Genomic DNA, 25,544 nt, shown 5'->3' on the forward strand with positions numbered 1-25,544 from the left:
CGGCGGTACCGGACGGGGCTCCCCGAGACGACGATCAGGCCGCCGCGGCGAACGCCGTCGCGATGTCGGCGTAGAGCTTGGTGTAAGCCTGGATGCCCTCGTCGAGGTAGAAGCTCGGCGCGAGGTACACGATCTGCCCCTTCTGCACGGCGGGAACGTTCTGCAGGGCCTCGGATCCCTCGATGAGCTCCTTCGCCGAGACGTAGCCGTCCTCGCCGAACATGGCGTCGCGATCGAGCACGATCAGCCACTCCGGGTTCGCCGCCGCGATCGCCTCGACGCTGATGTCGTCGCCGTGCGAGGCATTCTCCGCCCCGCGATCGATGCCGGGCACGAGACCGAGCGTGGGGAAGGCGGCGCCGACGCCGCGCCCCTCCCCCGGCGCCGCGAACGAGATCTTGCCGCCCGAGGTGAGCAGGCCCACGACCGTGTCGGTGCCGTTGTAGGCCGCCTTCGCGTCTGCGACGGCGGAATCGAGGTCGTCGGCGAGCTTCTTCGCGTCATCCTCGCGGTCGAAGACCTGGCCGAGGATCTCGACCTGGCGCTTCAGTTCGGCGACCTGCTCCTCGCCCTCGCGCGCACTGGTCTCGATCGTCGCGGGCTGGATCGCCGTCAGGTCGTCGTAGATGTCGCGGAAGCGGTAGCCGCCGACGATGAGGTCGGGCTGCGCCGAGATGATGGCCTCGAGGTCGGGCTCGCGGTGCAGCCCGACGTCGAGCACGTCGTCGCCGCCGGACAGGTTGGGCCACAGGTCGTACATCAGCGGCTTCGGTGCCGCCACGAGCTCGATATCCCAGTCGCTCAGCGTCTGGAACGTCGTGTTGTCGAGCGCCACGACGCGTTCGGGGGCGACAGGAACCTCGATCTCGCCGTGGTTGTCGGTCACCGTCACGGTCGCGGCCGAGGTCGCGTCGCCGCCGGGCTCGGCGTCCGGACTGGCCGACGACGCGCACCCGGCGAGGCCGAGGGCTGCGACGAGCGCGATCGAGACGAGTGCGGGACGGCGGAATGCATGGCTCACGTGACGTATCTCCTGGTGCGGTGCGTATCGGATGCTGGTCGACGGGCGACCGGATGCCGGGATCGAGACCCCGACGGCTGTGTAGGTTAGCCTAACCTTCATGTCCGCATCGACCGCAACCCCCTCGTTCCGGATCGCTCGCCGAGCGCTCGACCTGCGCTTCCGCTTCGTCCGCCTGGCAGCCCGACAATGGCTCACTCCGGCCTATGTCCGCGTGCGGCTCGAGGGCGCCGACCTGCGGGACTTCGACTCCCCGGGCTGCGACGACCACGTCCGCGTGTTCTTCCCCGACGTGGCCCCCGAGAGCATCGACGAGATGCGGGCGGCACCGAGCCGCGAGTACACCCCGCTCGCCTGGGACGCCGACGAGGGCTGGCTCGATCTCGAGTTCGCCCTGCACGGCGACGGCGTGGCTGCGGACTGGGCGGCGACGGCGGAGATCGGGTCGACGATCGGCATCGGCGGACCGCGCGGATCCGCGGTGCTCACGGGGCGCCCCGACGGCTGGTTCCTGGCCGGAGACGAGACCGCCGTGCCCGCGATCCGGCGATTCGCCCATCACATGGATGCCGCCGCCGTCGGGCGCGTGCTCATCGAAGTGCCCGACGGTGATCACGAGCTGCCCATCTCCACGCCCCCGGGCGTCGTCGTCGAGCAGGTGCACCGCGGATCGGCATCCGCCGGCGCTGCGCTCGCCGCTCGTCTCGCCGCGCTCGGCGACGGGGACCGACCGGCCGGCGCCGTGTTCGGTTTCGTGGCCGCCGAGCAGTCGATCGTGCGACCGGCTCGAGCGCTGCTCCTCGACCGCTGGCGCCTCGACCCCGAGCGGATCACCGTCAAGGGCTACTGGAAGCGTGGCGAGCCCGAGTATCACGCACCCCACTGAGCCCTCGGAGTCGCTTCACCTGGCACTTCCCGCCCACTCACCACGCGGGATGGGGCCAGAGCTGACAGGCGAAGACCGCCCCGCGCCGCGCCGCTCCGCTAGCATCGCGGGATGGAGGCCGTCTCGACAGCACCGCTGCCGAACGCTTCGCTGCCCCAGGCGATGCGACGTTTCGTCGCGCACGCCTTCCGTCTGCGCGGGCGCGCGAGCCGCAGCGAGTACTGGTGGTGGATGGCGGTCGGGTTCGCCGCCGCCGTGATCTTGCTTCTCGTGATCCCCCGGATGCTGTCGGGGCGCTGGCCGCAGCTCGATCTCGGCCTCCACCCCTTCGGCTGGTGGGGATGGCGCGGGCTCGAGCTCTTTGGACCGATCGCTCCGACCGATCCGCTCTCCGCTCTTCTGGGCGTCTACCTCTGGGCTTCGGCCGTGTGGGTCGCCCTGACGGTCGTCCCCGGTTTCACCGTGGCGGTGCGGCGGCTGCACGACTCCAACCTCTCGGGATGGTGGGTGCTGCTGAACCTGCTGCCGGTGGGCGGCTTCATCCTGCTCCTGCTCGCCCTGCGACGGTCGCGCCCCGAGGGCGCTCGTTTCGACGGGGATGCCGCCCTGTTCGAGCGCGCCGCCGGCGGAGTGCGGACCGAGGTGGTGTGATGCCCTTCCTCTCCGTGCTCCCGATGCTGCTGTCGATCGTCGGCGCCCTGTCGCTCGGTGATTCGAGCGGGCTCGCTGCGGCGACCGCGGTGGCGCTGCTCGCGATCGCGATCGCGGTCGTCTCGGTTTCGGCGACCGCCGCCACGACGGGGCCCGCGGGCTCGCGACGACCACACCCCCGGCGGTCGATCTCACCCTCGACGCTGCTGGCGCAGAGCGACCCGGACGCTCCCGGGAGACGCCGCCCCCGCGCCCCGGGGCTCGCGGCCTCAGCCGCGTAGCCACGTCCGGAACGGCTTTACACCCGCGCGCACCCGCGCCCGAGGCCTCGCGCATCGCGCCGTCCGGCGTCCCCTCGCGGCTGATCCCCCGTGTGTTCAGCTTCGTCGATCGGACTCCTCATGGACCTGTATTCCTTCCCGCCCCTCGCCGCCGCGCTCGACGCCGTGGCCTCGACCCTCGCCGCGCTGACCGCGGCGCTCGAACCCGCGCTCGGCGGCCTCTCCGCCGCGGCATCCGTCATCCTCATCACCGTCGTCGTGCGCACCGCACTCATCCCCGCGGGCGTCGCCCAGGCGCGCGCAGACCGCGCTCGTGCGCGCCTGGCGCCCCGGCTGCGCGAGCTCCAGCAGCGATACCGCACCGATCGCGAGAGACTGCAGCGCGAGACGCTCAAGCTGTACCGCGACGAGAACGTCTCGCCGACGGCGGGCTGTCTGCCGCTGCTTGTGCAGGCCCCCGTCGTGGGACTGCTGTACGGCGTGTTCATCCACCCCACGATCGCGGGGCACCCCAACGGGCTGCTCGCCGAGACGCTCTTCGGGGTCCCCCTCGGGTCGAGCCTCGCGGGCACCGTCGCCTCGGGGGCGCTGCCGCTCACCACCGGCCTCGTGTTCGGCGTCGTCATCGCCTCGATCGCGCTCGTCGGCGAGCTGACGCGGCGCGCCTTCCGGGTGACGGATGCTCCGGCCGCCCTGTCGGGAGTGCTCGGGGTCGCGCAGTTCGCGACCGCCGTCATCGCGGTATTCGTTCCCCTTGCGGCCGGCCTGTACCTGGTCGTGACGGTCGCCTGGACGCTGGTGCAGCGCCTCATCCTGCGCCGCATCCTTCCGCCCATCGCGGCGTGAACCCGCTCACGTGACAGGAGTGGCCCCCTCCCGCGCGGGGAAGCGGCCACTCCTGTCAAGCGAGGGCCGCGAAACGCGACCCGACGGCGCTCAGGCGCGCGCGTGCAGGTTCTCCTCGAGGAACGCGAAGACCGTCTCGTACCAGACGCGCGCGTTCTGCGGCGAGAGGATCCAGTGGTTCTCGTCGGGGTAGTACAGGAACCGGTGCGGGCTCGTGCCGTCTTCGGCGGCGTGATGCTCGTTGAGGTCGGCCCACAGCCGGAGCCCTTCGCCGATCGGCACACGGTAGTCGCGGTCGCCGTGGATCACGAGCATCGGCGTCCGGATGTCGGCGACGAAACGATGCGGCGAGTTGGCGATCGCGCCCTCGGGGCTGAAGATGCTCTGCCAGTACGGCGCGAAGTCGGTCGTGCCGGCGAACTGGTCGAACGCCCACAGGCTCGCGTGGGTCACGATCGCGTCGAAGCGGTCGGTGTGCCCCGCGACCCAGTTCGCCATGTAGCCGCCGAACGATCCGCCCATCGCGGCCGTCCGGGTCTGGTCGATGTCATCGCGCGCGACGACGGCGTCCGTGATCGACATGAGGTCGGTGAAGGGTGCGGCACCCCACGCGTCCCACCCGCGCGCGATGAAGTCGAGCCCGTAGCCGGTCGACAGGGCCGGGTCGGGCAGCAGCACGGCGTAGCCTCGGGCCGCAGCCAGCAGCGGGCTCCAGCGCCAGCTCCACGCGTTCCAGCTGTTGAGCGGTCCGCCGTGGATCCACAGCAGAAGCGGCGCCGGGGCCGCGGCATCCGCTCCCTCGGGCAGCACGAGCCAGCCGCGCACGCGGGCTCCGTCGTCGGCGGTCGTCTCGACCTCGACCATCGAGGCGGTCGTCGCGGGCGACGGGGCCGGGCTCGCAAGGGGTGTCACGGCGCCGTCGGCTGCGATACGGACGGGATGCGGCGGTGTCATCCAGTTCGAGCGGAGCGCGATGACATCTGTCGTCCCGGAGACCGGCTCGACATGCGTGTACGCGAAGTCGTCGTGCGTGATCTGTGTGACCTCGTCGGCGTCACCACCGTCGAGCGGCACCGTGAAGACCGGGCCGCGACCATCGTGGTCGGCAGTCGCGACGAGTGCGGAGTCGTCGTCGGCGAAGCGGATGCTGCTCGGCCACCGGTCCCAGCGCGACGCGAGGCGCTGCACGCCGGAGCCGTCGAGGGCACCGGCCCACAGCTCCTGGTCGGCGGGACCCGCCGGAGTCGACTTCGCCGTGCGGACGTATGCGACCCGCGCGCCGTCGCGGCTGATCGCGGGCATCTCGACATCGACATCGGCCTCGTCGCGGACGACGCGCAGCTCGCCCGTCGCGGTGTCGATCGCGACGAGACGGTACCGGGCGTCGCGTCCCTGCGGCTCGGGCACCGAGGCGATGAGGGTAGCGCCGTCGGGCGTCAGCGCCATTCCCGCCGTGCCCGCTACGCGGCCGCGGAGCAGAATGCGCGGTCGCGGCAGGCCCGCGGGGTACGGCTCATCGGCGGCCTCCGGTGCGGCCGTCGCGCCGACGACCTCGTCGACGGCCTGGTCGGCGGTCGCGATGACGGCGGGCGCGTCGGCCAGGTCGTTCAGGTCGAGGGCGAACAGCGCGGGCTCGTGGGGGCCGAGGTCGTGATCCCAGTACCGCACGGGGTACGTGTCGTGGATGATCGCGGAGACCTTGAGCTTCTTCCGCTCCGCCCGCAGCTTCGCGTCGGCCTCGATCGTGGCGGCGTCGGGAAGCAGCGACGACGCGATGACGATGCGGTCGGAGTCCGCCGCCGTCACGACCGCGGAGACCCCGCCGGCCAGCCGGGTCACCGGACGCGCCTCGCCACCGGCGGCCGGGAGCAGCCAGAGCTGAGCGGGGGCGCCGTCCGCAGCGTCGTTGTCGGGACGTGCCGAGACGAACAGCAGGTCGCCGGAGGAGGTGAACACGGCCCCGGACTCGCCGGTGGTCGAGCGGGTCAGCCGGCGCGGCACGCCGGTGCCGTCAGCGGGCACCGACCACAGCGAGCGCTCGTAGCCGGTGCGATCCTTCGTGAGGGTCGCGACCGTCAGCACGACGTGCGAGCCGTCGGGCGAGGTCGCCGCCGCGTCGATGCGGGGAAGGGCGTAGTAGTCGTCGAGAGAGTCGAACGGCGTCGTCATGCCTCCACGCTATCCGGCGCGGACTACATCTCCTCGTGCGTGTCGGGGTCGCCGTCCCAGAGCCGGCCGCGTTCGAGGGCGCTGATCGCCGTGATCTCGTCGCCGGTCAGCAGGAAGTCGAAGACGTCGGCGTTCTCGCGCTGGCGTACCGGGTCGGCCGACTTCGGGATCGGGGTCGACGACAGCTGCGTGTGCCAGCGCAGCACGACCTGGGTGCCCGTGACGCCGTGGGATGCCGCGATGTCGGCGATGACCTGCTCGTTCAGCAGCTCGCTGCGCCGTGCCAGGGGGCTCCAGCTCTCGGTGCGGATGCCGTTGGCGGCATGGAACGCGCGCAGTCCCGCCTGCGGGAAGTAGGGATGCATCTCGACCTGGTTGACCGCTGGGGCCACTCCGGTCTCCTCGATGAGGCGCGCGAGCATCGGCTCGGTGAAGTTCGACACCCCGACCGACCCGACCTGCCCCTCGTCGCGCAGCGCCAGCATTGCCCGGTAGGTCTCGAGCCACTTCCCCTGGCTGGGGTTCGGCCAGTGGATGAGGTAGAGGTCGATCTTCTCGACGCCCAGCCGGCCGAGCGACCCCTCGGCGCTGCGGATCGTCTCGTCGAAGCCGTGGTCGCGCCCCGGCACCTTCGTCGTGATGATCAGCTGGTCGCGGATGCCGCTGCGGCGCACGGCCTCGCCGACCTCCGACTCGTTCTGATAGTTCACCGCCGTGTCGAGCAGGCGGTAGCCGGAGTCGATCGCGGCGGCGATGGCGTCGACGCCCTCCGGGCCGCGCAGGTTGTAGGTGCCGAGGCCGAGCTCGGGAAAGTCGGAGCCGTCGTTGAGCGAGACCGTGGGAATCGTGACCATGCCGCACACGCTACGCCGTCACCGCGGTCTGCGGCGCGGGCTTGCGCAGACCGATCGCGCCGCTCAGCGCGCCAGGAACTCCTCGATCACGGTGAGCACTCCCGCCTCGGTGTGCGAGGGGGCGCTGTAGCGCGCGACCGCCGCGATCTCGGGGTGGGCCTCGGCCATCGCGTACGAGTAGCGGGCCTGCTGGAGCAGCTCGAGGTCGTTGAGGTAGTCGCCGAACGCCATCGTGTGCTCGGGCCCGATCCCGAGCGTCTCCTGCAACCGCGACAGCGCCCGTCCCTTGTTGACCCCGGGGTTCATGATGTCGACCCAGTGCTGCCCCGACACCACGACCTGGTGGCTCTCGCGGAGGTCGAACAGCTCCGGTGCGACCGACTCCTCGGCGAGCGCGAAGTCGTAGACGGCGAGCTTGAGGATCTCATCGTCGACCGACGTCAGGTCGTCGACGATCGCGAGCTCGGCGTAGTACGTGTCGGCCTCGGCGAGGAAGGCGGCGTCCGCGCGCTCGATGTACGCCGACCGTTTGCCGCAGACGACGAGGCCGACATCGAGGTGGTCGAGACCGCGGATGCGACGGACGACGGATGCCGCGAACTCCGCGTCGACGGCATCCGAGCTGACCTCCGCGCCGTCGCGCACGACGTACGCGCCGTTCTCGGCGATGTAGTCCAGCTCGACCGGCGCATCGGCGAACTGCCGCCGCAGCGTCGCGAGCTGCCGCCCGCTCGCGGGAGCGAAGACGATGCCCCGGTCGCGGAGCCGCGGCAGCAGCCGCCACAGCCCGTCCGGGATGCGGCCGTCCGCGTCGAGGAGCGTGCCGTCCATGTCGACGGCGATCAGGCGGATGTCGGGAGAGGTCACTCCCCCATCCTCTCCGACGCGACCAGCCGGTGCGGCCGCGCCCTCCCGGGGGATAACCCGAACGCGGGTCTCCGGACCGCTCGCCTGCGCGGCACCGGGCCGCGGTCCTAGCGTGGAGCCATGACCACAGCCGTCGCCAGCACCGCCCCTCCATCCCGCGCCCTGATGTGGGCGCGCCCGCTCGGCGCGCTCGCCCAGCTCGCCGCCCTCGGCTTCGCGGGCACCGCCGCATTCACCGTCATCCTGACGCTCATGGCGGTCGGCATCGGCCTCACTCCGGCGCTCGGCCTCGGCCTGCCGATCCTCGTCGGCTTCGTCTACGCGCTCTGGCTGACCGGCTGGCTCGAGTACGCGCGTGTCGACGGCCTCTACGGATGGGGGCTGCCCCCGCTGTCGGCGCGCAGCAGCGGACGGCCCGGGTTCGGCGGCTGGCTGCGCACGGTCTGGCTGCAGTTCACCGACGGCCGGATGTGGCGCGGGGTCGCTCACGCGGCGATCTCGACCGTGCTGGGTCTCATCGTGCTGAGCCTGGCGAGCCTGCTCGCGTCGGGCGTCGCCCTTCTCTTCGCGCCGCTGTACGCCACCAGCGACGTCACGATCGGGTCGACCTGGATCACCGTGCCGCTCGAGGGCGCCGTCGTGGCCGGCGTGCTGATGGTGATCGTGCCGGCAGCCGTGCTCGTGGGCATCGCTCTCCTGCACCGCATCCTCGCCACATCGATCCTCGTCCCCTCTCGCGAGGCCCAGCTCGTCGAAGCAGCACGCACCGCGGGCGTCCAGCGCGAGGGCGCGGTCCGTGCCGGAGAGCTCGAGCGCACCCGCATCGAGCGCGACCTGCACGACGGCGTCCAGCCCCGTCTGGTCTCGGTCGGCATGACGCTGGGACTGGCTCAGCAGAAGATCGACGACGATCCGGCTGCCGCGAAGGAGCTGCTCGCCGAGGCGCACACGTCGACGAAGGCGGCCATCACCGAGCTGCGTCAGCTCGCCCGCGGCATCCATGCCTCGGTGCTCGACGACCGGGGGCTCGACGCGGCGCTGTCGGCGCTCGCCGCCCGCTCGCACGTCCCCGTCAGCCTCGACGTGCGAGTCGATCAGCGCTGCAGCCGTACCGCCGAGGCGGCCGTGTACTTCGCCATCGCGGAATCGCTCACCAACGCCGCCAAGCACTCGCGGGCCGGGGAATGCCGCGTGGCGGTCCGCCATCGCGACGACCACACGCTCTGGGCGCGCGTCGAGGACAACGGCGTCGGAGGCGCCCGGGTCATCCCCGGAGGCGGGCTCGACGGAATCATCAACCGCATCACGGCGGCGGGCGGCACGACGCGTCTCGACAGTCCGGCCGGCGGACCGACCGCTCTGGAGGTGAGCGTCCCGTGCGCATCCTGATCTGCGAGGACTCCACGCTGCTGCGCGAGGGGCTGGTGCGGCTGCTGGCCGACGCGGGCCACGAGGTCGCCGCCGCCCTCCCCGACGCCGACGGCATCTCGGCCGCCGTGACCGAGACCAGTCCCGACCTCTGCATCCTCGACGTCCGGCTGCCGCCCACGTTCACCGACGAGGGCATCCGCGCGGCCCTCGCGCTGCGCGCCGAGAACCCGCGGCTGCCGATCCTCGTGCTGAGCCAGTACGTCGAGGAGCGCTACGCGAGCGAGCTCATCACCTCGCAGGGAGCAGCCCTGGGCTACCTCCTGAAGGACCGTGTGGCCGACGTCGGCGAGTTCCTCGCGACGATCGAGCGCATCGGGTCGGGAGCCACGGTGCTCGACCCCGAGGTGGTCGCGCAGCTCCTGACGCGCCGTTCACGCGACGAGCGGATGTCGCGGCTCACCGAACGCGAGCGGACGGTGCTCGCCCTCATCGCCGAAGGCCGCAGCAACCAGGCCATCGCCGGGGCGATGTTCCTGAGCGAGGCGAGCGTCGAGAAGTACATCACCTCCCTTTTCCAGAAGCTCGATCTCGAGCAGGACGAGCACGGCAACCGTCGCGTGCTCGCCGCGCTCGTCCACCTCGAATACGGCGGCTCGCAGCCGCAGAACGGAGCAGTGCGATGAGCACGACCCTGACCCCGCCTCCCGCCACTCCGCCGCAACCTCCGGTCGAGCCGCCGGTCACGGGCGACATGCCGCCGACCGGGCCGGCACCGTCCCGGGGACCGTCGTCATCCGCCCGGGTGATCGCGGGACTCACGATCGCCGCGGGAGCAGCCCTCGTCCTGTTCACCGCGGGCACGGGTGTCGTGTCGACCATCGTCAGCGGTGGTGCGGCGACCTCGACGATCTCCGCACCGACCGCGGGCGTGAACCTGCTCGAGATGGATGCCGCAGCAGCCGATGTCGAGGTCTCCTTCGGCGACGTCGACGAAGCGACGCTCACCGTGACCGGCACGGGAGGCGCCGAGGCGTGGGAGCTCGCCCGCGAGGGCGACCGCCTCGTGGTCGACTCCGACCGCGACTGGTGGAGCGGATGGCGCCTGTGGGGCGGATCGTCGCGGGCGACCCTCGTCCTGCCCGCGAGCCTCGCCGGGCTCGACGCCCAGCTGAGCGTCGGGGCGGGAGCCCTGCGTGCAGACGGCGAGTTCGGCGCGCTCGCGCTGCGAGCCGACGCCGGATCGGTCGATGCGGCCGGCTCCGCGACGAGTCTCGACGCGCGGGTGTCCGCCGGACGCGTGTCGGTCGACCTCGACGGTGTCCGCGAGGCGACCGTCGACGTCAGCGCCGGCCGGATGTCGGGAACGCTGTCGGGCACCGCGCCGACGTCGGTGACGATCACCGCCGAGGCCGGCGGCGCCGACCTGACCCTCCCCCGCGGCGGCTACGCCGTCAGCGCGACGCAGGAGGCGGGCTCGGTCGTCAACGGCCTCACCGAGGACCCGTCATCGCGCAACCGCGTCGAGGTCCGGGTGTCGGCGGGCTCGGTCGTCCTGCGCGAGGGACGCTGAGGTCCGACGGGCGATTCTGAACGATCCCTATGCACCGCTGATGAGAACCGCTCGCCCGTTGCATCCCGTTATCTGGCCGTTATAAATTCGAGGCACGCAGTTCCCCCGACTGCGCGGTGTGATCTCTGGTGCAAGGGATGACAGGGCCGGTCGACGATTCTGAGTCGACCGGCCCTTCTCACGTCCGGCGGGCGATCGCGGCAGTCGTAGGCTGGCCGAGTGCGTGCGTTCACCGGTCATCTCCCCGGCTCGCCCGCCTACCGCCGGCTCATCGCCGGGCTGTTCTTCGCAGGCGTGGCGACCTTCGCCCAGCTGTACTCGCCGCAGGCCGTGCTCCCCTTCATCGGCTCGGAGTTCGGGGTCGAGCCGGCGACGGCAGCCCTCGCGGTCTCGGTCTCGACGCTCGGTCTCGCCGTCAGCGTCATCCCCTGGTCGGTCGTGGCCGACCGCATCGGCCGCGTGCCCGCGATGGCGATCGGGGTCATCGCCGCGACGGTGCTCGGCCTGCTCGCCCCCCTCGCCCCCACCCTGCCGCTGCTGCTCGGCGCCCGGCTGCTCGAAGGCGCGGCGCTCGGCGCCGTGCCCGCCATCGCGCTGGCGTACCTGTCGGAAGAGGTGGACGCGGCTCACACCGCGACGGCGGCGGGCAGCTACGTCGCCGGCACCACGATCGGCGGGCTGCTCGGGCGGCTCGTCGCAGGGCCGTTCGGCGACGTCGGCCTGTGGCGCGGCGGAGTCTTCGCGGTCGCAGCGGTGTGCGCCGCGTCGGCGGCGCTCTTCCTCTGGCTGACGCCGCCGGCACAGGGCTTCGCGCCGCAGCGGCGGACCGGCGCCTCGGGCCCGGCGCTGGTCGCCCGGCTCGTGACGAACCTGCGCGACCGCCGCCAGTTGGCCCTCTACGCGCAGGGGTTCCTGCTCATGGGCGGCTTCGTCGCGGTGTACAACTACCTCGGGTTCCACCTGGTGGCACCGCCGTACTCGCTGCCGCTGTGGGTCGTGAGCTTCCTCTTCCTCGCCTACCTCGCCGGGACCGTCGCCTCGCCGTGGGCCGGATCGCTCGCGGGGCGGCACGGCCGGCTGCCGGTGCTGTTGGCCGCACTGGCGGTCATGGCGATCGGCATCATCGTGACGGCCGTGCCCCACGTGATCGCGGTGCTCGTGGGGCTGCTGGTCCTGACCGCCGGCTTCTTCGGCGCTCACGCGATCGCCTCGGGCTGGGCTCCCGCTGCGGCCGCATCGCAGACGAGAGCTCAGGCCGCATCGCTGTACTACCTCGGCTACTACGGCGGCTCGAGCCTGTTCGGCTGGCTCCTGGGATACGCCTTCCACGATCTCGGGTGGCCCGGCGTCGCCGGATGCACCCTCGCGATGGTCGCGGTCGCCGGTCTGCTCGCGGTGCTCGGGCTCAGGGCGCCGCGTCGGGCTGCCTGACCGCGCCTGCGACCGGGACCACCGTCGCGTCCGCGGGATCGGGCGGCGGCGCGTCGGCGTACGCCCGACTCAGGCGCCGGTACTGCGGTGAGGCGAACGCGAGGATGACGATGAGGAGCATCAGGGCGCTCGCAGCGACGAAGGCCAGGGCGATGCCGCGAGCCTCACCGCCACCGAGCAGCCAGCCGAAGCTGCGTTCTCCGGCGTCGCTGCGCATGAAGGGGATGAGGCCGAACTGCGCGAGCGGTCCGATCAGGTACGCCGAGATCGGAGACGCCGCCGACTCGACCGACGCCGCGAACCCGAAGACGCGGCCCTGGGTGTGGAACGGCACGACGCGCTGGATGACGGTCTGCTCGGCGGCCTCGGCGACGGGCATGAGCATCATGAAGACGAAGATCCCGAGGGCGTACAGCCACCACCACTCGCGGATCGCGAACGTCATGCCGAGCACGGCGACGCCGACGTTGACGAGAAGCAGCGTGCGCACGGGATTGCGTCCGAGGCCGCGAGCGGCCACGAGCGCGCCGCCGAGGATGAATCCGGTGCCGGTGACCGCGAGCACGATGCCCCACGCCTCGACCGTGAAAAGCGTCAGCCCGTACGGATCCATGAGCGCCATGAACACCCCGCCGACGAGGTTGTTGAGGGTCGTGAACAGGATCAGAGCCAGCAGCCCGGGCACCGACCGGATCGCCGGGAGGACACCGCGGAACGTGAAGGCCGGCGTCACGGCCTCGTTCGCCGCGGTGACGCCGCGCTCGGGGATCGAGACGAAGGTCAGGTGGGCGAGGGCGGACGCGGTCGCGACGACCGCGATCACGACGGTCCAGCCCATTCCGAGGAGGCCGATCGAGAGACCCGAGAAGACGCTCGTGACGATGAACGCCACACCCTGCACCGTTCCGACCAGGCCATTCGCCCGGTCGCGGCGGTCGCTCGGCACGAGCAGGGTGACGGTGGTCGACAGCGCGATGTTGCGCAGGTTCTCGACCACTCCCCCCACGAGGATCAGCCCCGCGAAGACCCAGAACCACGGCCCGCCCCAATCGACGAGCACCGACTCCGGGAACAGCAGGTAGATCGCGCCGGCGCCGAGATAGGTCGACAGGGTGATGAGGCTCGAGAGCACCATCACCGCCTTCTTCTTCATGTGGTCGACGAGGGCCCCGAAGACCACCCCGAACACGGCGACGAGCAGCATGTACGACCCACCGATGATGCTGGTCGCCAGCACGTTCTGCGTCGCGAGGTACGCCCAGAACGTCAAGGCGAACCAGAGGAAGCTCGAGGTCACGTTCGCGAGCAGGGTGTTGCCGAGCACCTGGTGGAACGCGCGCATGCGCGAGGTCTCCACGGCGCTGAGCGGGGCGGTCATGGGACGAACAGTAGACCCGGTCGCCGACACGGAGAAGAGCGAATCCCGGGTCGCCCGTCAGGCTCGCAGCGCGGGGTCGGCGAGCGACCACTTCTGGGCGGTCTGCATCATCCAGAACACCAGGAACAGTGCCAGGGCGACGAGCTCTCCCGCCAGCACGACGGGAAGGTCGAACAGCACCGCCGACACGACAGTGCTGGCGAGGTCGAGCAGGAGCGCGATCGCCACGACGACGTAGCCGATCCGCATCCGCTTCGCGGGTGGATGCGCGTCGGAGGGCCGAAGCGCCTCGGCTAGCGCGACGAGGGCGATGATGATGAAGAATCCGAACGCCGCGACGGCGTGACCGTAGCGGACGAGCAGCTGCGGCACGAGCGTCCACACGAGGGCGACGCCCGCCAGCACCGCCGCCGCGAGGGCGAGGGTCGGCCCCGCGTCGCGGAGGGCGACGTCGCCGCGTCGCGCCAGCACGAGGCCGATCGCGAGCACGACGGCGCCGATCACGAGATAGGTCGCCCGGGCGTTGTCGAGGTCATCCGTGAACCCGGCGGGGACGCACGGGGCGGCGCAGTCGACGACGATGCCGAGCACCTCGCCGGCCGAGATCGGCGTGGGGATGATGGCGATGAGCGGAGCCAGGAGCGCCGCGACATCCAGCAGCACCCGCTGCGGCCCCCGCCCGGAGAGGGCGAGCAGACAGGCCGCTGCCGCGACCAGGGCGGCGGAGAAGACGGTGCGGGCGGAGCTGTAGAAGTAGTGGCTGACGCTGGGGAGCACTCCCACGTCGGGGATCGCGAAGAGCACCGCGAGCATGATGGCCACCGGCGCGCCCGCGAGGGTCAGGCGCAGGTAGCGATACGTGCGCTGCGAGGTCGAGACGGCCGGCACGACGCCAGGCTAACGGCGGCGTCGGACGTCCGCCGCATCCGCCCCGGTGACCGGAGCGGATGCGGCGGCGCGGCGCGTCAGGAGACGGCGGCGATCTCGTTGGGAACGTGCGGCAGCTTCACGGTCTGCACGATCTCGCCCGTCGTGAGGTCAACAGCGACGAGTTCGCTGTCCGCCGGGTCGGTGACGTAGGCGATGTCGCCCGCGACCTTGACGGCCGGGTGCGGAGCCTGCCACTCGGCCGGACCCTCCCACGGGTCGACCACGGGCAGGGACTTCGTGATGCCCCCCGTGGCGGGATCGATCCAGTGCAGCGATCCGTCGGTGCCTATCAGCACGGCCTCGCCGGCCGGCCCGCGCGCGATGCCGCGGAAGGTGTACTCGACGCCGGCGGGCAGCGCGACCTTGGTCAGCGACTTCGCCTCGGTGTCGACGAGGGCGATGTTGCGCAGCAGGTAGCCCTCGGCGTCGGGGTCGTCCTTGTAGTCCATGACGACGAGCGGGCTGTCCTCGGCGACGAAGGCGTTGCCGATGCGGCCGTAGGAGTCGGGCGAGGTGACCTTGGTGATCTCTCCGCCGTCGTAGATGATCGCGCCGTTCTCGCAGCCGAACACGACGCGCTCGCCTTCGGCGGTGCCCTCACCGTGGACGCCCGGGCAGTCGGCGTTGGACGCGACCTCGGCGCCGTCCGCATCGAGCACGCGGATGCCGGTGCGCCCGGCCTCTCCGCCGACGGTGGTCAGCAGTGTGCCGTCCTCGAGCTCGACCGAGACGCCGTGGTGCGCTTCGACGCCGGGGATCACCTCGGCGTCGGGCAGCGTGCCGTCGAGCTGTGCGAGGTCGGCGGTGTCGAAGATCGTCGTGTCGCTCGTCGCGTCGTCGTAGAGCACGGTCTTGCCGCCGTGAACGACGACGTGTCCGGCGGCGGCCGCCGGGACGACGAGGTCGGTGAGCTCAGGCTGCTGAACGTCGAGCAGCTGGAAGCCCTCCGACGTGGTGACCATGACGTGACGGCCGTCACCGGCCGAGTTGAGCCGGATGAAGTCCTCGGAGTCGAAGTCTCCGATCACCTCGAGCTCCTCGCCGCCGAGGACGAGCACGCCGCCCTCGTAGCCGAGCGCGACGCGCGGACCGGCGGGCGCGGACGCCTCGGCCGACGCGTCGCCCGACGGGCTGGACGTCGCGGCGGGCGAGGACGAGCATCCCGCCAGCACCAGGGCTGCGGCGCCGGCGAGGGCGCCGAACTGCAGGGTTCTCTTCATGGGGTGGGTTTCCTTTCCAGGGAAATGCCTCATCGGGTGAGGCCGTCGGTGATGCGCTGGAGGTTCTGGCGCATCATGTCGAGGTAGGTGTCTCCGGGTTGCCCCTCCGGGGCGAGCGACTCGGTCAGCAGCGGCACGACGGACACGTCGCGCCCCGCCTCGTCGGCGAGGACGCGCATGAGCCGGTCCGGCTGCGACGAGTCGGCGAAGATGGTGCGGACGCCGGCCGCATCGATCGCATCGACGAGCTCCCGCAGGTCGGAGGCGCTGGGGGCCGCGAGGGTCGTCCCGCCCGGGACGGCCGCGCCGAGGATGCGCACGTCGTAACGGCGCGCGAGGTAGCCGAACACGTGATGGTTGGTGACGAGGGCCCGGTGCTCGGCGGGGATGGCCTCCAGGCCGGCGGCCATCTCGGCGTCGACCGTCTCCAGTTCCGCGGCGTATTCGTCGGCGGCATCCGTCACGTTCCGTCCGCCGTCACCGGCGAGGTCGGCGAGGACCGGGGCGAGTGCGTCGACGACACGGGCGGTCTGGGTCGGATCGGTCCAGAAGTGCGGGTCGACGGCGTCGGAGTCGAGGTACCCGAGGGTCTCGACGTGGTCACCCGCGACGAACTGAGCCACGCCATCGGCGGCAGATGCGTCGACGTGGTGCTGCACGCCCTCTTCGAGCCCGAGACCGTTCGAGACGACGAGGTCTGCGCTGCGCATCGCCGCCGCGTCCTGGGCCGAGAGCTCGAACGAGTGCGGATCGGCGTCTCGCGGCATGAAGGTGACGACGTCGAGTTCGTCGCCGGCGAGATTCTGCACGATGTCGCCCAGGATGTTGGTCGTCACGACGACGGTCGGGCGGTCGCTTCCGCCCGCCGAGCAGCCGGCGAGCGAGACCGCTCCCGCGAGGAAGAGGCCGAGAGCCAGCGCGACCCGCTTCATCGGCCCGTCTCCGCGAAGAGAGCGGGCGCATGCTCGGTCGGGAAACTCCGGGCCACCCGGCCGCCGTCAGCGGGATCGAGCTCGAACAGCGTTCGCTCCGCCGGCCCGTTGAGGTAGGTGCGACGCTGATCCGCGACGAGGTCGACGCCTGCCATGAGCGCGGGGTCGGCGACGGACGCCGCCACCAGCGGTTCCGTGCGCGAGAGCTGCCCTCCCGTGGCACCGGAGATGACGATCACCGAGCCGTCGGCGGCGAGTGCGACCACGGTGTCGTCGGCGTCGTCGACCGCCGTCACGCGGACGATGGGCTCGCCGGCGTCGTGTGCCGTCCACGACCGCTCGCGGGTGTCGAGCAGCCAGAACGCCGACGACTCGGTTCGACCGGCCACGGTGGGCCGGCCCTCGCGGTTGGCGAACGACAGGGCGCGGCTCGGCCCGCCCTCGGGATACGGGACGCGCTCGAGAGTCGTTCCCGCGGCATCCGAGACGGCGAGCACGGCACCGTCGGCGCAGCCGACGACGACGCCCACATTGGTCGTGATGGACCCGGCCGGCTCGGTGCAGGGCGTGGTGTCGAGTTCCGTCCCCGAGGCGTCGACGCGGCGGATCTCGCCCGCGCGCGCATCGGCGATGAGCGCTCCCCCGGGGATCGGCGCGACGAGGGAGCCGGGGGCATCGAGGTCGAGGCGGAAGCTCTCGACGATGTCGCCCTTCTTCAGCGCGTCGAAGTCGAGCAGCACGGCCTCGCCGCTGCGGTCGTCGCCGTGGTCGCCGCCGTCGAAGTAGACGCCGACCCCGAGGTCGCTCGTCACGGTCCGCGGTGCGCCGGAGCCCTCGAGCTCGCCGAGGATGCGGGACGGAGCCTCGTAGTAGTGGAAGTGGTCGATGTGGTTCCAGGTCCACACGCCGCTGTCGATGATCGACACCTCGCCCTCGCGGCCCGCGAAGAGGAAGCGTCCCTCGCTGTCGAGGGTGTCGGCGGGAGCGATCTCGCCGAGGAGCTCGGACTGCTCGTCGATCAGGTCGAGGTGGTGCACGGCACCGTCGGTTCCGATGCTGGTGAGGTGCAGCGCGGGCTCGGCGAGCTCGCGCGCTCCGGCGATGGCGCCGTGCCCGTCGCCGAGTGCTGTGGCATCGGCGTCGGGAGTCTCGGCGGCCGAGTCCGAGGGAGTGGCCTGGCAGCCGGCGAGGAGGGCTGCACCGGCCGTGAGAACGATGAGCGAGAGAGGTGCACGAGTTCTCATGCGGTCCTTTCCGGGGTGTTCGGGATGACGGATGCCGGCGCGCGGCGTCCGTCCGGGCGGGTCGGAATGCGGATGAGGGCGCGGATGCCGGTCGAGATGGCCCCCGAGCAGATCGCGGTGAAGGCGACGGTGGCCCCGGCGGCGGTGGCGGCGTGCCACGAGACGAGGAGGCCGACGGCGACGGACAGGGTGCCGATGACAGCGGCGAGCATCATCGTGGGGACGATGCGCCGGGTCCACTGGCCGGCCGCGACGGCGGGCCCGAGGAGCATGCCCACCACCAGGAGAGAGCCGACCGCCTGGTAGGCCGAAACCACTGCGAGCGTGACGAGCCCGACGAGGACGATGTGGGCGGCACGGGGCCGGAGACCGAGCAGCTGCGCCTGACGCGGGTCGACGGTCAGCGCGACGAATGACCGGTGCCCGAGCGCCGCGACGGCGGCGGTGACGGCGAGGGCGGCCGCGAGGGCGACGAGATCAGCCGACCCGATGGCGAGGATGTCGCCGAAGAGGATCGCGGAGGCATCGGTTGCGAAGCTGCGCGAGGCCGAGATGACGATGATTCCGAGCGAGAGGCTCGCGACGAACAACAGGCCGATGCTCGTGTCGGCGGAAAGACGGCCGCGCCGCTGCAACGCGCCGACACCCAGCGACATCGCCGCCGCGCTGACGGCGGCGCCGGCCATCGGCGGGAAGCCCGTGAGGGTGGCGACGGCCACCCCGGGGAGCATGCCGTGCGCCATCGCCTCGCCGAGGAACGCCATGCCGCGCAGCACGACCCACGTACCGACGATGCCGCAGACGACCGCGACGAGCGTGCCGCCGAGAAGCGCGCGCTGGACGAACGTGACGGCGAAGGGGTCGAAGAGGAGGGACACGGTCGACGACCTTACATGAAAGTGAGAACCGTTTTCATTTGCAATACTGAGTCGATGCCCAGTTTCAGCCCCGCTCCCGTCGCCCGCGGCCCGGTCGTCGCCCTGCGTGAGGTGACCGTCGCCTTCGACGGGCACCTCGCCCTCCGCGGGGTGGATCTCGATCTGATGGGCGGTGAGCTCCTCGCGATCGTGGGGGCCAACGGCTCGGGGAAGTCGACGCTCATCGCCATCGCGGCCGGACTCCTCGCCCCCACCTCGGGAACGGTGCGCCGGGACCCCGGCATCCGCGTCGGTCTCGTGCCGCAGACCTCGAACGACGGCGCCCGCCTGCCGCTGACCGTGGCCGACCTGGTCGCGATGGGGCGCTGGCGCGAGCGCGGACCGTTCCTGCCACTGCGCCGCCACGACCGCGCACGCGTCGCCGAGGCGATCGAGACCGTCGGGCTCACCCCGCTGGCCCGGCGGCCGCTCGGACTGCTCTCGGGCGGCCAGCGCCAGCGCGCGCACATCGCGCAGGCTCTCGCCCAGGACGCCGACCTGCTGCTGCTCGACGAACCGATGAGCGGACTGGATGCGGCATCCCTCGACGCCGTGGCATCCGCTCTGGCCGCCGTGGCGCGCACGGGCACGGCCGTCGTCGCCGTCACGCACGATCTGGCCGAGCTCGGCGAGGTCGACGCCGTCTGCCGGCTCGTCGACGGGCGCGTGGTCGAGAGTTCTCCCGCCGCGCCGCGTGGACGCGGACACGGCGGCGCGGCTACCGTGAGAGCGTGACCGCTGCTCCCATCGATGCCACCACCACCGCCGCCTGGAACGACCTCGAGTCGCTGAAGAACGGCTTCACCCCCGACCTCCGCGGCTGGTTCGACAGCGACCCCGGACGCGTCGAGCGTCTGAGCCTGCCGCTGGCCGACCTGCACGTCGACCTGTCGAAGAACCTCGTCACCGACGAGATCGTCGCCGCCCTCGTGCGCCTGGCCGAGCAGACCGGCGTCGCCGAGCGCTACGCCGCCATGGTCTCGGGCGAGCACATCAACACCAGCGAAGACCGCGCCGTGCTCCACACTGCGCTGCGACGACCCGCGGACGCCTCACCAGAGCTCGTCGTCGACGGGCAGGACATCGACGCCGACGTGCGGGCCGTGCTCGAGAAGATGTCGGCGTTCGCCGATCGGGTTCGCTCCGGCGAATGGACCGGCATCACCGGCAAGAAGGTGACCCACGTCGTCAACATCGGCATCGGCGGCTCCGACCTCGGGCCGGTCATGATCTCCGAGGCCCTCCGCCCCTATGCCACGGCCGGTATCCAGGCACGGTTCGTGTCGAACATCGACCCGTTCGACATCGCGAACAAGACCGCCGACCTCGACCCCGAGACGACGCTGTTCATCGTCGCGTCGAAGACCTTCACGACCCTCGAGACCCTCACCAACGCGCGCCTCGCCCGCGACTGGCTGTGGGCCGGGCTGCAGGAGGCCGGTGCGATCGACGACAGCGAGGCGCAGAAGACGGATGCCGTCGCGCACCACTTCGTCGCCGTCTCGACCGCGCTCGAGAAGGTCGAGGCCTTCGGCATCGACCCGGCCAACGCGTTCGGATTCTGGGACTGGGTCGGCGGCCGCTACTCCGTCGACTCGGCGATCGGCCTGTCGCTCGTGATCGAGCTCGGCCCCGACGCGTTCCGCGACCTGCTCGCCGGCTTCCACGCGGTCGACGAGCACGTCGCATCCACCCCGCTCGAGAAGAACGTGCCCGTTCTCATGGGCCTGCTCAACGTCTGGTACACCAACTTCCTCGGCGCCCAGACGCACGCCGTGCTGCCCTACGCACAGCAGCTGCACCGCTTCGCGGCCTACCTGCAGCAGCTCACGATGGAGTCGAACGGCAAGTCGGTCCGCTGGGACGGCACCCCCGTCACCTCCGACACCGGCGAGGTCTTCTGGGGCGAGCCCGGCACCAACGGCCAGCACGCGTTCTACCAGCTCATCCACCAGGGCACGCGGCTGATCCCCGCCGACTTCATCGCCTTCGTCAACCCGGCCCATCCGCTCACCGACGGCGGGCGCGACGTGCACGGACTGTTCCTGGCGAACTTCCTGGCCCAGACGAAGGCGCTCGCCTTCGGCAAGACCGCCGAGGAGGTCGAGGCCGAGGGCACGACCGGAGCGCTCGTCGCCGCACGCACGTTCGCGGGCAACCGTCCGACGACGTCGATCTTCGCGCCCGCGCTGACGCCCAGGGTGCTCGGCGAGCTCATCGCGCTCTACGAGCACATCACGTTCACGCAGGGCACGATCTGGGGCATCAACTCGTTCGACCAGTGGGGCGTCGAGCTCGGCAAGCAGCTCGCCCTGCAGATCGCGCCCGCGATCGAGGGCGACGCCGACGCGCTCGCCGCGCAGGATGCCTCGACCCAGGCTCTCCTCGCCTACTACCGCACCCACCGCCACTCCTGACGCCCCCTTTCTCTCTACCCGTCGACTCGCCAGAGAACGCGGATGCCGGGGCACCGGCATCCGCGGTTCTCGGCGAGTCGACGGGTAAGGGGGCGGGGTCAGGAGGGGGTCGTCAGGGTGTGCATGCGCTCGCCGGCGGCGTTGAAGATGCTGATGACCTCGGCGGGGCGCGTCCCGACCGCGCTGATGGAATGCGGGGTGCGGGTGTCGAACTCCGCCGCCTCGCCCCGCGAGAGGATGAGCTCCTGGTCGTCGAGCACGAGCCGGATGCGCCCGCTCAGCACGTAGAACCACTCGAAGCCGTCGTGGACCCGCGGCGACGGCGCCTCAGCTGACGGCGGAAACGTCACCTTGTAGGTCTGCACGGGCGAGGTCTCGCGCGTCAGCGGCGCGACGACATGGCCGTGCCGCATGGTCGCGGGCCGACGCACCCGGGGATCGGGATGCTCGGCGGGCACGAGGTCGTCGATGCGGATGCCGAGCTGCCGCGTGAGCGGGACGAGAAGCTCGAGGTTCGCCTGACGCTTGCCCGATTCGAGCCGCGAGAGCGTGCTCGTCGACATGTCCGCCCGCTCCGCGAGCTCGTCGAGGGTGAGCCCGCGTTCCTGCCTGGCCGCACGCAGGCGCGGGCCGATCTGATCCAATCCGGTCATGGGTCGAGTTTGCCATTTCTGCAAACGGGTTTGCCAGCGCGCATTCGAAACCGGATGCTGTGGACATGCAGAACCTCGATCAGGACGTCGTCATCGTCGGTGCCGGACCCGCCGGCCTCAGCGCCGCGCAGATGCTCGGGCGGGCTCGCCGTCGCACCCTCGTGCTCGACTCGGACTCCCCGCGCAATCGTTTCGCGGAGCACATGCACGCCGTCGTCGGCTTCGACGGCACCTCGCCCTCCGAGCTCCGCCGGCGCGGTCGAGAAGAGGCGGAGCACTACGGCGTCGTCTTCCGTTCGGCACGCGTCGAACGGGTCGACGAGACCGACGGCGGCCTCGAGGTCGTCCTCGCCGGAAGCACCGAGCGGATCACGACGCGAGCGCTTCTCGTCGCGACCGGCGTATCCGACCGCATGCCCGACGTGCCCGGGCTCGCCGAGCGCTGGGGGCGGACCGTGCTGCACTGCCCCTACTGCCACGGCTGGGAGGTGCGCGATCGCAGGATCGGCGTGCTCGCGACGTCGCCGATGAGCCTGCACCAGATCGAGCTCGTGCGGCAGTGGAGCGCGGAGGTCGTGGCATTCACGGCCGCGGCGGGTGACCTCGGCGACGACGCCCGGGAGCGGCTCCGTGCCCGCGGCATCCGCACCGTCGCGTCGCCCGTGGTCGCCGTCACCGGCCCGGCGGAAGCGGCGGACGACGCGGACGACGCGGCGATCGGCGATGTCGTGACCGCCGACGGGCAGCGCGTGGCGATCGACGCCATCTTCACCGGCGGACACCTCGAGCCTCACGACGGCTTCCTCGCGGGGCTCGACCTCGCCCGCGCCGACGGACCGGTCGGGTCGTTCATCGCCGTCGATGCGGCGGGGGCGACGAGCCACCCCCTCGTGTGGGCCGCCGGCAACGTCGTCGCACCGATGGCGAACGTGCCCCTGTCGATGGGCGCCGGGTCGATGGCCGGCGCAGCGGTCAACGCCGCTCTCGTCGCCCTCGACGCCGCGGCAGCTGTGGAGCGCCGCCGCGGTCATGCCGCCGACTGGGAGGCGCGATACGCCGAGACGGACCGGGTCTGGTCGGGCCGCGTGAACGAGACGACCTCGACGGTGATCGCCGAGCTCGAGGCGGCGGGCTCGCTCGCTCCGACCACCGCTCTCGACCTGGGGTGCGGCGAGGGCGGTGACGCGCTGTGGCTCGCCTCGCGCGGGTGGTCGGTGACGGGGGTCGACCTCTCGCCGACGGCGGTCGCGCGCGCCCGGGCCGCCGCCCGGAACGCTCAGCTCGACGCGACCTTCGTCGCGGGCGAGATCGACGCGGCGGAGCTCGGGGAGTTCGACCTCGTGACGACGAGCTTCCTGCACTCGTGGGACCCGGAGTTCTCCCGCATCCCGCTCCTGCGCGCCGCCCTCCGCCACGTCGCCCCGGGCGGGCGCCTGCTCGTCGTGTCGCACGCCGGCGGACCTCCGCGCGGGCCCGAGGACGGCGAACCGCACGAGCATCCTCCGTTCGCGACGCCCGCCGAGGAGCGCGCCGCGCTCGAGCTCGACCCCGCCGAGTGGATCGTCGAGCGCGAGGAGGTCGTCGAGCGCCGGGAGATCCACGAGCGCCGAGCCCCCGTCGCTTCCTCGCCCGCCGCATCCCGTCCCCCGCACCTGCTCGACGGCGTCCTCCTCCTCCGCCGCCTCCCCTGACCCCGCAGCACAAAACGTCGACTCGCCAGAATCTGCGGATGCCGGAGGCCCGGCATCCGCGATTCGTGGCGAGTCGACGTGTGGGGAGGGAGGGAGGGAGCGGGGGCTACTTCTCCAGGATCAGGAGAGGGGCACCGGCGGTCGTGGAGCCGAGGCCCACGGGGTCGACCGTCGCGAAGGCGTCGCCGTTGAGGACGATCACCGGCGTGATCAGCGGGTAGCCCGCCTTCTCGATCACGGCACGGTCGAACGTCACGAGGGGCGTGCCCTGCTCGACGCGGTCGCCGGCCTTGACGTGGACCTCGAAGCCCTCGCCCTTCAGGTTGACGGTGTCGATGCCGACGTGGATGAGCAGTTCGGCCCCGTTGTCGAGCTGGAGGCCAAACGCATGACCGGTCGGCTGAGCGGCCGCGACGGTTCCGGCACCGGGCGAGACGACGGTGTTCCCCGTCGGCTCGATCGCGACACCCGGACCCATGACGCCGCCGCCGAAGACCGGATCGGGCACCTCGGAGAGGGCGACGACCGTGCCGTCGAGAGGCGACGCGATCTCGAAGGCCGCCGACACCTCGTCGGTGGCGCCGGGCTTGTCGAGGGTCGCGGTGGCGGTTCCCGGAGCGGTCTGCGCGGGGGTCGCCGTCGACGAGCCCGAGCCCGAGGCCGCAGCCGCAGCAGGCGCTGCCGCAGCACCGGCAGCCGTCGCGCCGGCCTTCGCCTCGGCCTTGTCGCGCTGCGCCTCGAACTCGGCGCGCTGCTCGGGCGTGCGGTAGTCGCTGATGATGACGAGGGCCATCGCGACGACGAACGCCGCGAGCACGGCGATGCCGTAGAGGACGACCGAGTCGAAGGCGGGGATCGTCAGGAGCGACGTGAACACGAACGCCTGCGTCTTGACGCCACCTCCGATGCCGATGATGAGACCACCGACGAGGCATCCGACCAGCATCCGGGGGTAGATGCGCTTGAAGCGCAGGTGGATGCCGTAGAGCGAGGGTTCCGAGATGCCGCCGAGCAGACCGGCCGCGAGGGCTCCCGTCGCCGTCTGCCGCATCTGCTTGTCACGGGCACGCCACGAGATCCACAGCACGCCGGCGGTCGCGCCGAAGCAGGCGAAGTTCCATGCACCCATGGGGCCCTGGATGAAGTCGTAGCCGAGGTTCTGGATGTTCAGCAGCATGATCGCGTTGATCGGCCAGTGCAGGCCGAGCGGAACCATGAAGGGGTATGCGAGCGGGATGACGACCGCGAAGATGAACGGCGAGAAGTCGTTGATCGAGCTCAGCAGGTTCGCGAGACCGGCACCCGCGTACACACCGATGGGTCCGATGAGGAACGCCGTGAGCGGGATCATGATCAGCATCGCCAGGAAGGGGACGAAGATCAGCTGGATGTTTTCGGGGATGACCTTGCGCAGCCCCTTCCAGAGCAGCCCGAGCGCACCCGCCATGAGCAGCGGCGGGAACACCTGCGAGCTGTAGTCGAAGATCGTCAGCGGCAGACCGAAGACCGAGACGGTCGTGATGTCCGAACCGAGGAAGTTGATCTGCTGCGCGCCCTCCTGGGTCGCGAGGCCCGAGAACTGCGGCAGCATCACGACGGCCATGATCGCGAAGCCGACCCACGGGTCGGCCCCGACCTTCTTGGCCGCGTTGTAGGCGACCATGAGCGGCAGGAAGATGAAGACGCACTGCCACATCAGGTTGACGAACTGCCACGAGGGGTCGAGGACGACGCCCGGGGCATTCCAGGCCGGGATGACCCCGAGCGTCGCCATCAGCGCCATGAAGGTGATGAACAGCGATGCGCCCAGCAGTGCGCCGAGGATCGGGCGGAACGAGTCCGACAGGAACTCGAACAGGGAGTCGAGCCAGGCGACCTTGCCGCGCGGGCCCTTCGCGCGCTCGCGCGCCTTGACCGAGTCGATGTCGTCCTCGTCGACAGCGCCACCGCCGGCACCCGACATCGAGGGGAGCGCGTTGATGTCGTTGTAGACGTTCTGGACGGCTCCGCCGATGACGACCTGGTACCGGTTCCCGGCCTGCGGAACGGCGCCCATGACGCCGGGGATGGCCTCGACCGTCGACTGATCGACGTTCGACGAATCACGCAGTTGGAAACGCAGGCGCGTGGCGCAGTGCGTCAGACTCTCGATGTTTCCCGGACCGCCGACGGCGTCGACGATCGATTCAGCGGGGCTTGTCGCCATGGCTTCTCT

23 protein-coding genes are annotated in these 25,544 nt (G+C 71.4%); 11 read left to right on the top strand and 12 right to left on the bottom strand.

All coding sequences use genetic code 11. The features are described 5' to 3' along the window. Positions 1-34: 34 nt before the first annotated feature. Positions 35-1,021 (bottom strand): siderophore ABC transporter substrate-binding protein, encoded by a 987-nt coding sequence (locus C3481_RS05925; protein WP_258039026.1) that lies wholly within the window; start codon positions 1,019-1,021, stop codon positions 35-37. A 100-nt stretch (positions 1,022-1,121) separates the two neighbouring features. On the opposite strand from C3481_RS05925, the gene C3481_RS05930 reads away from it, so the two are divergent. From C3481_RS05930 to C3481_RS05945, 4 genes are all read left to right on the top strand, one after another. Next, on the top strand, positions 1,122-1,907 hold the full coding sequence (locus tag C3481_RS05930) for a siderophore-interacting protein (RefSeq protein WP_064956113.1): 786 nt from the start codon (positions 1,122-1,124) through the stop codon (positions 1,905-1,907). 111 nt (positions 1,908-2,018) lie between these two features. Beyond that, positions 2,019-2,558 carry a DUF805 domain-containing protein gene (locus C3481_RS05935; RefSeq protein WP_023952276.1) on the top strand — a complete coding sequence of 180 codons (540 nt, stop codon included), beginning with the start codon at positions 2,019-2,021 and terminating at the stop codon, positions 2,556-2,558. Next, positions 2,558-2,839 (top strand): DUF6412 domain-containing protein, encoded by a 282-nt coding sequence (locus tag C3481_RS05940; protein ID WP_023952277.1) that lies wholly within the window; start codon positions 2,558-2,560, stop codon positions 2,837-2,839. The genes C3481_RS05935 and C3481_RS05940 overlap by 1 nt, the downstream gene beginning before the upstream one ends. Positions 2,840-2,959: 120 nt before the next feature. Continuing rightward, positions 2,960-3,685 carry a membrane protein insertase YidC gene (locus C3481_RS05945; RefSeq protein ID WP_103841174.1) on the top strand — a complete coding sequence of 242 codons (726 nt, stop codon included), beginning with the start codon at positions 2,960-2,962 and terminating at the stop codon, positions 3,683-3,685. A gap of 90 nt (positions 3,686-3,775) precedes the next feature. On the opposite strand, the gene C3481_RS05950 is transcribed toward C3481_RS05945, so the two are convergent. From C3481_RS05950 to C3481_RS05960, 3 genes are all read right to left on the bottom strand, one after another. Then, complete coding sequence (locus tag C3481_RS05950; protein WP_103841176.1) at positions 3,776-5,854, bottom strand: alpha/beta fold hydrolase; 2,079 nt, start codon at positions 5,852-5,854, stop codon at positions 3,776-3,778. Between the two features lie 23 nt (positions 5,855-5,877). Beyond that, positions 5,878-6,708, bottom strand: coding sequence for an aldo/keto reductase (locus C3481_RS05955; protein ID WP_103841178.1), 831 nt, complete (start codon positions 6,706-6,708; stop codon positions 5,878-5,880). Between the two features lie 63 nt (positions 6,709-6,771). After that, positions 6,772-7,575 carry a Cof-type HAD-IIB family hydrolase gene (locus C3481_RS05960; protein ID WP_103841180.1) on the bottom strand — a complete coding sequence of 268 codons (804 nt, stop codon included), beginning with the start codon at positions 7,573-7,575 and terminating at the stop codon, positions 6,772-6,774. A gap of 120 nt (positions 7,576-7,695) precedes the next feature. Between C3481_RS05960 and C3481_RS05965 the strand changes: the two genes are divergently transcribed. The 4 genes from C3481_RS05965 (at position 7,696) to C3481_RS05980 (ending at position 11,947) form a co-directional block, all read left to right on the top strand. Next, complete coding sequence (locus tag C3481_RS05965) at positions 7,696-8,964, top strand: sensor histidine kinase (protein ID WP_103841182.1); 1,269 nt, start codon at positions 7,696-7,698, stop codon at positions 8,962-8,964. After that, entirely contained in the window at positions 8,952-9,629 is a 678-nt protein-coding gene (locus C3481_RS05970) for a response regulator transcription factor (RefSeq protein ID WP_071918466.1), read from the top strand. Before C3481_RS05965 ends, C3481_RS05970 begins: the two co-directional genes overlap by 13 nt. Beyond that, the gene (locus C3481_RS05975) at positions 9,626-10,516 is read left to right on the top strand and encodes a hypothetical protein (RefSeq protein ID WP_146053627.1); all 891 of its coding nucleotides are present in this window, start codon (positions 9,626-9,628) and stop codon (positions 10,514-10,516) included. Before C3481_RS05970 ends, C3481_RS05975 begins: the two co-directional genes overlap by 4 nt. Before the next feature lie 219 nt (positions 10,517-10,735). Beyond that, positions 10,736-11,947, top strand: a complete 1,212-nt coding sequence (locus tag C3481_RS05980) for an MFS transporter (RefSeq protein WP_258039027.1) — start codon at positions 10,736-10,738, stop codon at positions 11,945-11,947. Here C3481_RS05980 and C3481_RS05985 read toward each other — a convergent pair. From C3481_RS05985 to aztB, 6 genes are all read right to left on the bottom strand, one after another. Next, complete coding sequence (locus C3481_RS05985) at positions 11,922-13,325, bottom strand: MFS transporter (protein WP_308457273.1); 1,404 nt, start codon at positions 13,323-13,325, stop codon at positions 11,922-11,924. The genes C3481_RS05980 and C3481_RS05985 overlap by 26 nt on opposite strands. 57 nt (positions 13,326-13,382) lie before the next feature. Next, the gene (locus C3481_RS05990) at positions 13,383-14,213 is read right to left on the bottom strand and encodes a hypothetical protein (protein WP_103841186.1); all 831 of its coding nucleotides are present in this window, start codon (positions 14,211-14,213) and stop codon (positions 13,383-13,385) included. Between the two features lie 77 nt (positions 14,214-14,290). Further along, positions 14,291-15,475 (bottom strand): zinc metallochaperone AztD, encoded by a 1,185-nt coding sequence (gene aztD / locus C3481_RS05995; protein WP_103841188.1) that lies wholly within the window; start codon positions 15,473-15,475, stop codon positions 14,291-14,293. A gap of 29 nt (positions 15,476-15,504) precedes the next feature. Continuing rightward, entirely contained in the window at positions 15,505-16,407 is a 903-nt protein-coding gene (locus C3481_RS06000) for a metal ABC transporter substrate-binding protein (protein ID WP_064956124.1), read from the bottom strand. Beyond that, positions 16,404-17,651 (bottom strand): hypothetical protein, encoded by a 1,248-nt coding sequence (locus C3481_RS06005; RefSeq protein WP_103841190.1) that lies wholly within the window; start codon positions 17,649-17,651, stop codon positions 16,404-16,406. The genes C3481_RS06000 and C3481_RS06005 overlap by 4 nt, the downstream gene beginning before the upstream one ends. After that, positions 17,648-18,529, bottom strand: coding sequence for a zinc ABC transporter permease AztB (gene aztB / locus C3481_RS06010; RefSeq protein WP_103841192.1), 882 nt, complete (start codon positions 18,527-18,529; stop codon positions 17,648-17,650). The genes C3481_RS06005 and aztB overlap by 4 nt, the downstream gene beginning before the upstream one ends. Positions 18,530-18,583: 54 nt before the next feature. On the opposite strand from aztB, the gene aztA reads away from it, so the two are divergent. Then, on the top strand, positions 18,584-19,303 hold the full coding sequence (aztA, locus tag C3481_RS06015; RefSeq protein WP_071918473.1) for a zinc ABC transporter ATP-binding protein AztA: 720 nt from the start codon (positions 18,584-18,586) through the stop codon (positions 19,301-19,303). Then, entirely contained in the window at positions 19,300-20,985 is a 1,686-nt protein-coding gene (pgi, locus tag C3481_RS06020) for a glucose-6-phosphate isomerase (protein ID WP_103841194.1), read from the top strand. Before aztA ends, pgi begins: the two co-directional genes overlap by 4 nt. 98 nt (positions 20,986-21,083) lie before the next feature. Here pgi and C3481_RS06025 read toward each other — a convergent pair whose 3' ends face one another. Continuing rightward, positions 21,084-21,638, bottom strand: coding sequence for a helix-turn-helix domain-containing protein (locus C3481_RS06025; RefSeq protein WP_103841196.1), 555 nt, complete (start codon positions 21,636-21,638; stop codon positions 21,084-21,086). A 65-nt stretch (positions 21,639-21,703) separates the two neighbouring features. Between C3481_RS06025 and C3481_RS06030 the strand changes: the two genes are divergently transcribed. After that, positions 21,704-23,329: an FAD-dependent oxidoreductase gene (locus C3481_RS06030; RefSeq protein WP_103842046.1), complete on the top strand. Its 1,626-nt coding sequence runs from the start codon at positions 21,704-21,706 to the stop codon at positions 23,327-23,329. A 106-nt stretch (positions 23,330-23,435) separates the two neighbouring features. On the opposite strand, the gene C3481_RS06035 is transcribed toward C3481_RS06030, so the two are convergent. Next, positions 23,436-25,535, bottom strand: a complete 2,100-nt coding sequence (locus C3481_RS06035; RefSeq protein ID WP_064956128.1) for a glucose PTS transporter subunit IIA — start codon at positions 25,533-25,535, stop codon at positions 23,436-23,438. Positions 25,536-25,544 lie beyond the last annotated feature (9 nt).

Source organism: Microbacterium sp. Ru50 (assembly GCF_002920555.1).
GTDB classification, from domain to species: domain Bacteria; phylum Actinomycetota; class Actinomycetes; order Actinomycetales; family Microbacteriaceae; genus Microbacterium; species Microbacterium arborescens.

Coding starts and splice junctions, on each gene's coding strand:
- C3481_RS05950 (WP_103841176.1), bottom strand. CDS start 5,854: ATGACGACGCCGTTCGACTCTCTCGACGACTACTACGCCCTTCCCCGC.
- aztD (WP_103841188.1), bottom strand. CDS start 15,475: ATGAAGAGAACCCTGCAGTTCGGCGCCCTCGCCGGCGCCGCAGCCCTG.
- C3481_RS06030 (WP_103842046.1), top strand. CDS start 21,704: ATGCAGAACCTCGATCAGGACGTCGTCATCGTCGGTGCCGGACCCGCC.
- C3481_RS06025 (WP_103841196.1), bottom strand. CDS start 21,638: ATGACCGGATTGGATCAGATCGGCCCGCGCCTGCGTGCGGCCAGGCAG.
- C3481_RS05985 (WP_308457273.1), bottom strand. CDS start 13,325: ATGACCGCCCCGCTCAGCGCCGTGGAGACCTCGCGCATGCGCGCGTTC.
- C3481_RS05965 (WP_103841182.1), top strand. CDS start 7,696: ATGACCACAGCCGTCGCCAGCACCGCCCCTCCATCCCGCGCCCTGATG.
- C3481_RS05930 (WP_064956113.1), top strand. CDS start 1,122: ATGTCCGCATCGACCGCAACCCCCTCGTTCCGGATCGCTCGCCGAGCG.
- C3481_RS06005 (WP_103841190.1), bottom strand. CDS start 17,651: ATGAGAACTCGTGCACCTCTCTCGCTCATCGTTCTCACGGCCGGTGCA.
- C3481_RS05935 (WP_023952276.1), top strand. CDS start 2,019: ATGGAGGCCGTCTCGACAGCACCGCTGCCGAACGCTTCGCTGCCCCAG.
- C3481_RS06035 (WP_064956128.1), bottom strand. CDS start 25,535: ATGGCGACAAGCCCCGCTGAATCGATCGTCGACGCCGTCGGCGGTCCG.
- C3481_RS05975 (WP_146053627.1), top strand. CDS start 9,626: ATGAGCACGACCCTGACCCCGCCTCCCGCCACTCCGCCGCAACCTCCG.
- C3481_RS05955 (WP_103841178.1), bottom strand. CDS start 6,708: ATGGTCACGATTCCCACGGTCTCGCTCAACGACGGCTCCGACTTTCCC.
- C3481_RS06000 (WP_064956124.1), bottom strand. CDS start 16,407: ATGAAGCGGGTCGCGCTGGCTCTCGGCCTCTTCCTCGCGGGAGCGGTC.
- C3481_RS05940 (WP_023952277.1), top strand. CDS start 2,558: ATGCCCTTCCTCTCCGTGCTCCCGATGCTGCTGTCGATCGTCGGCGCC.
- aztA (WP_071918473.1), top strand. CDS start 18,584: ATGCCCAGTTTCAGCCCCGCTCCCGTCGCCCGCGGCCCGGTCGTCGCC.
- C3481_RS05945 (WP_103841174.1), top strand. CDS start 2,960: ATGGACCTGTATTCCTTCCCGCCCCTCGCCGCCGCGCTCGACGCCGTG.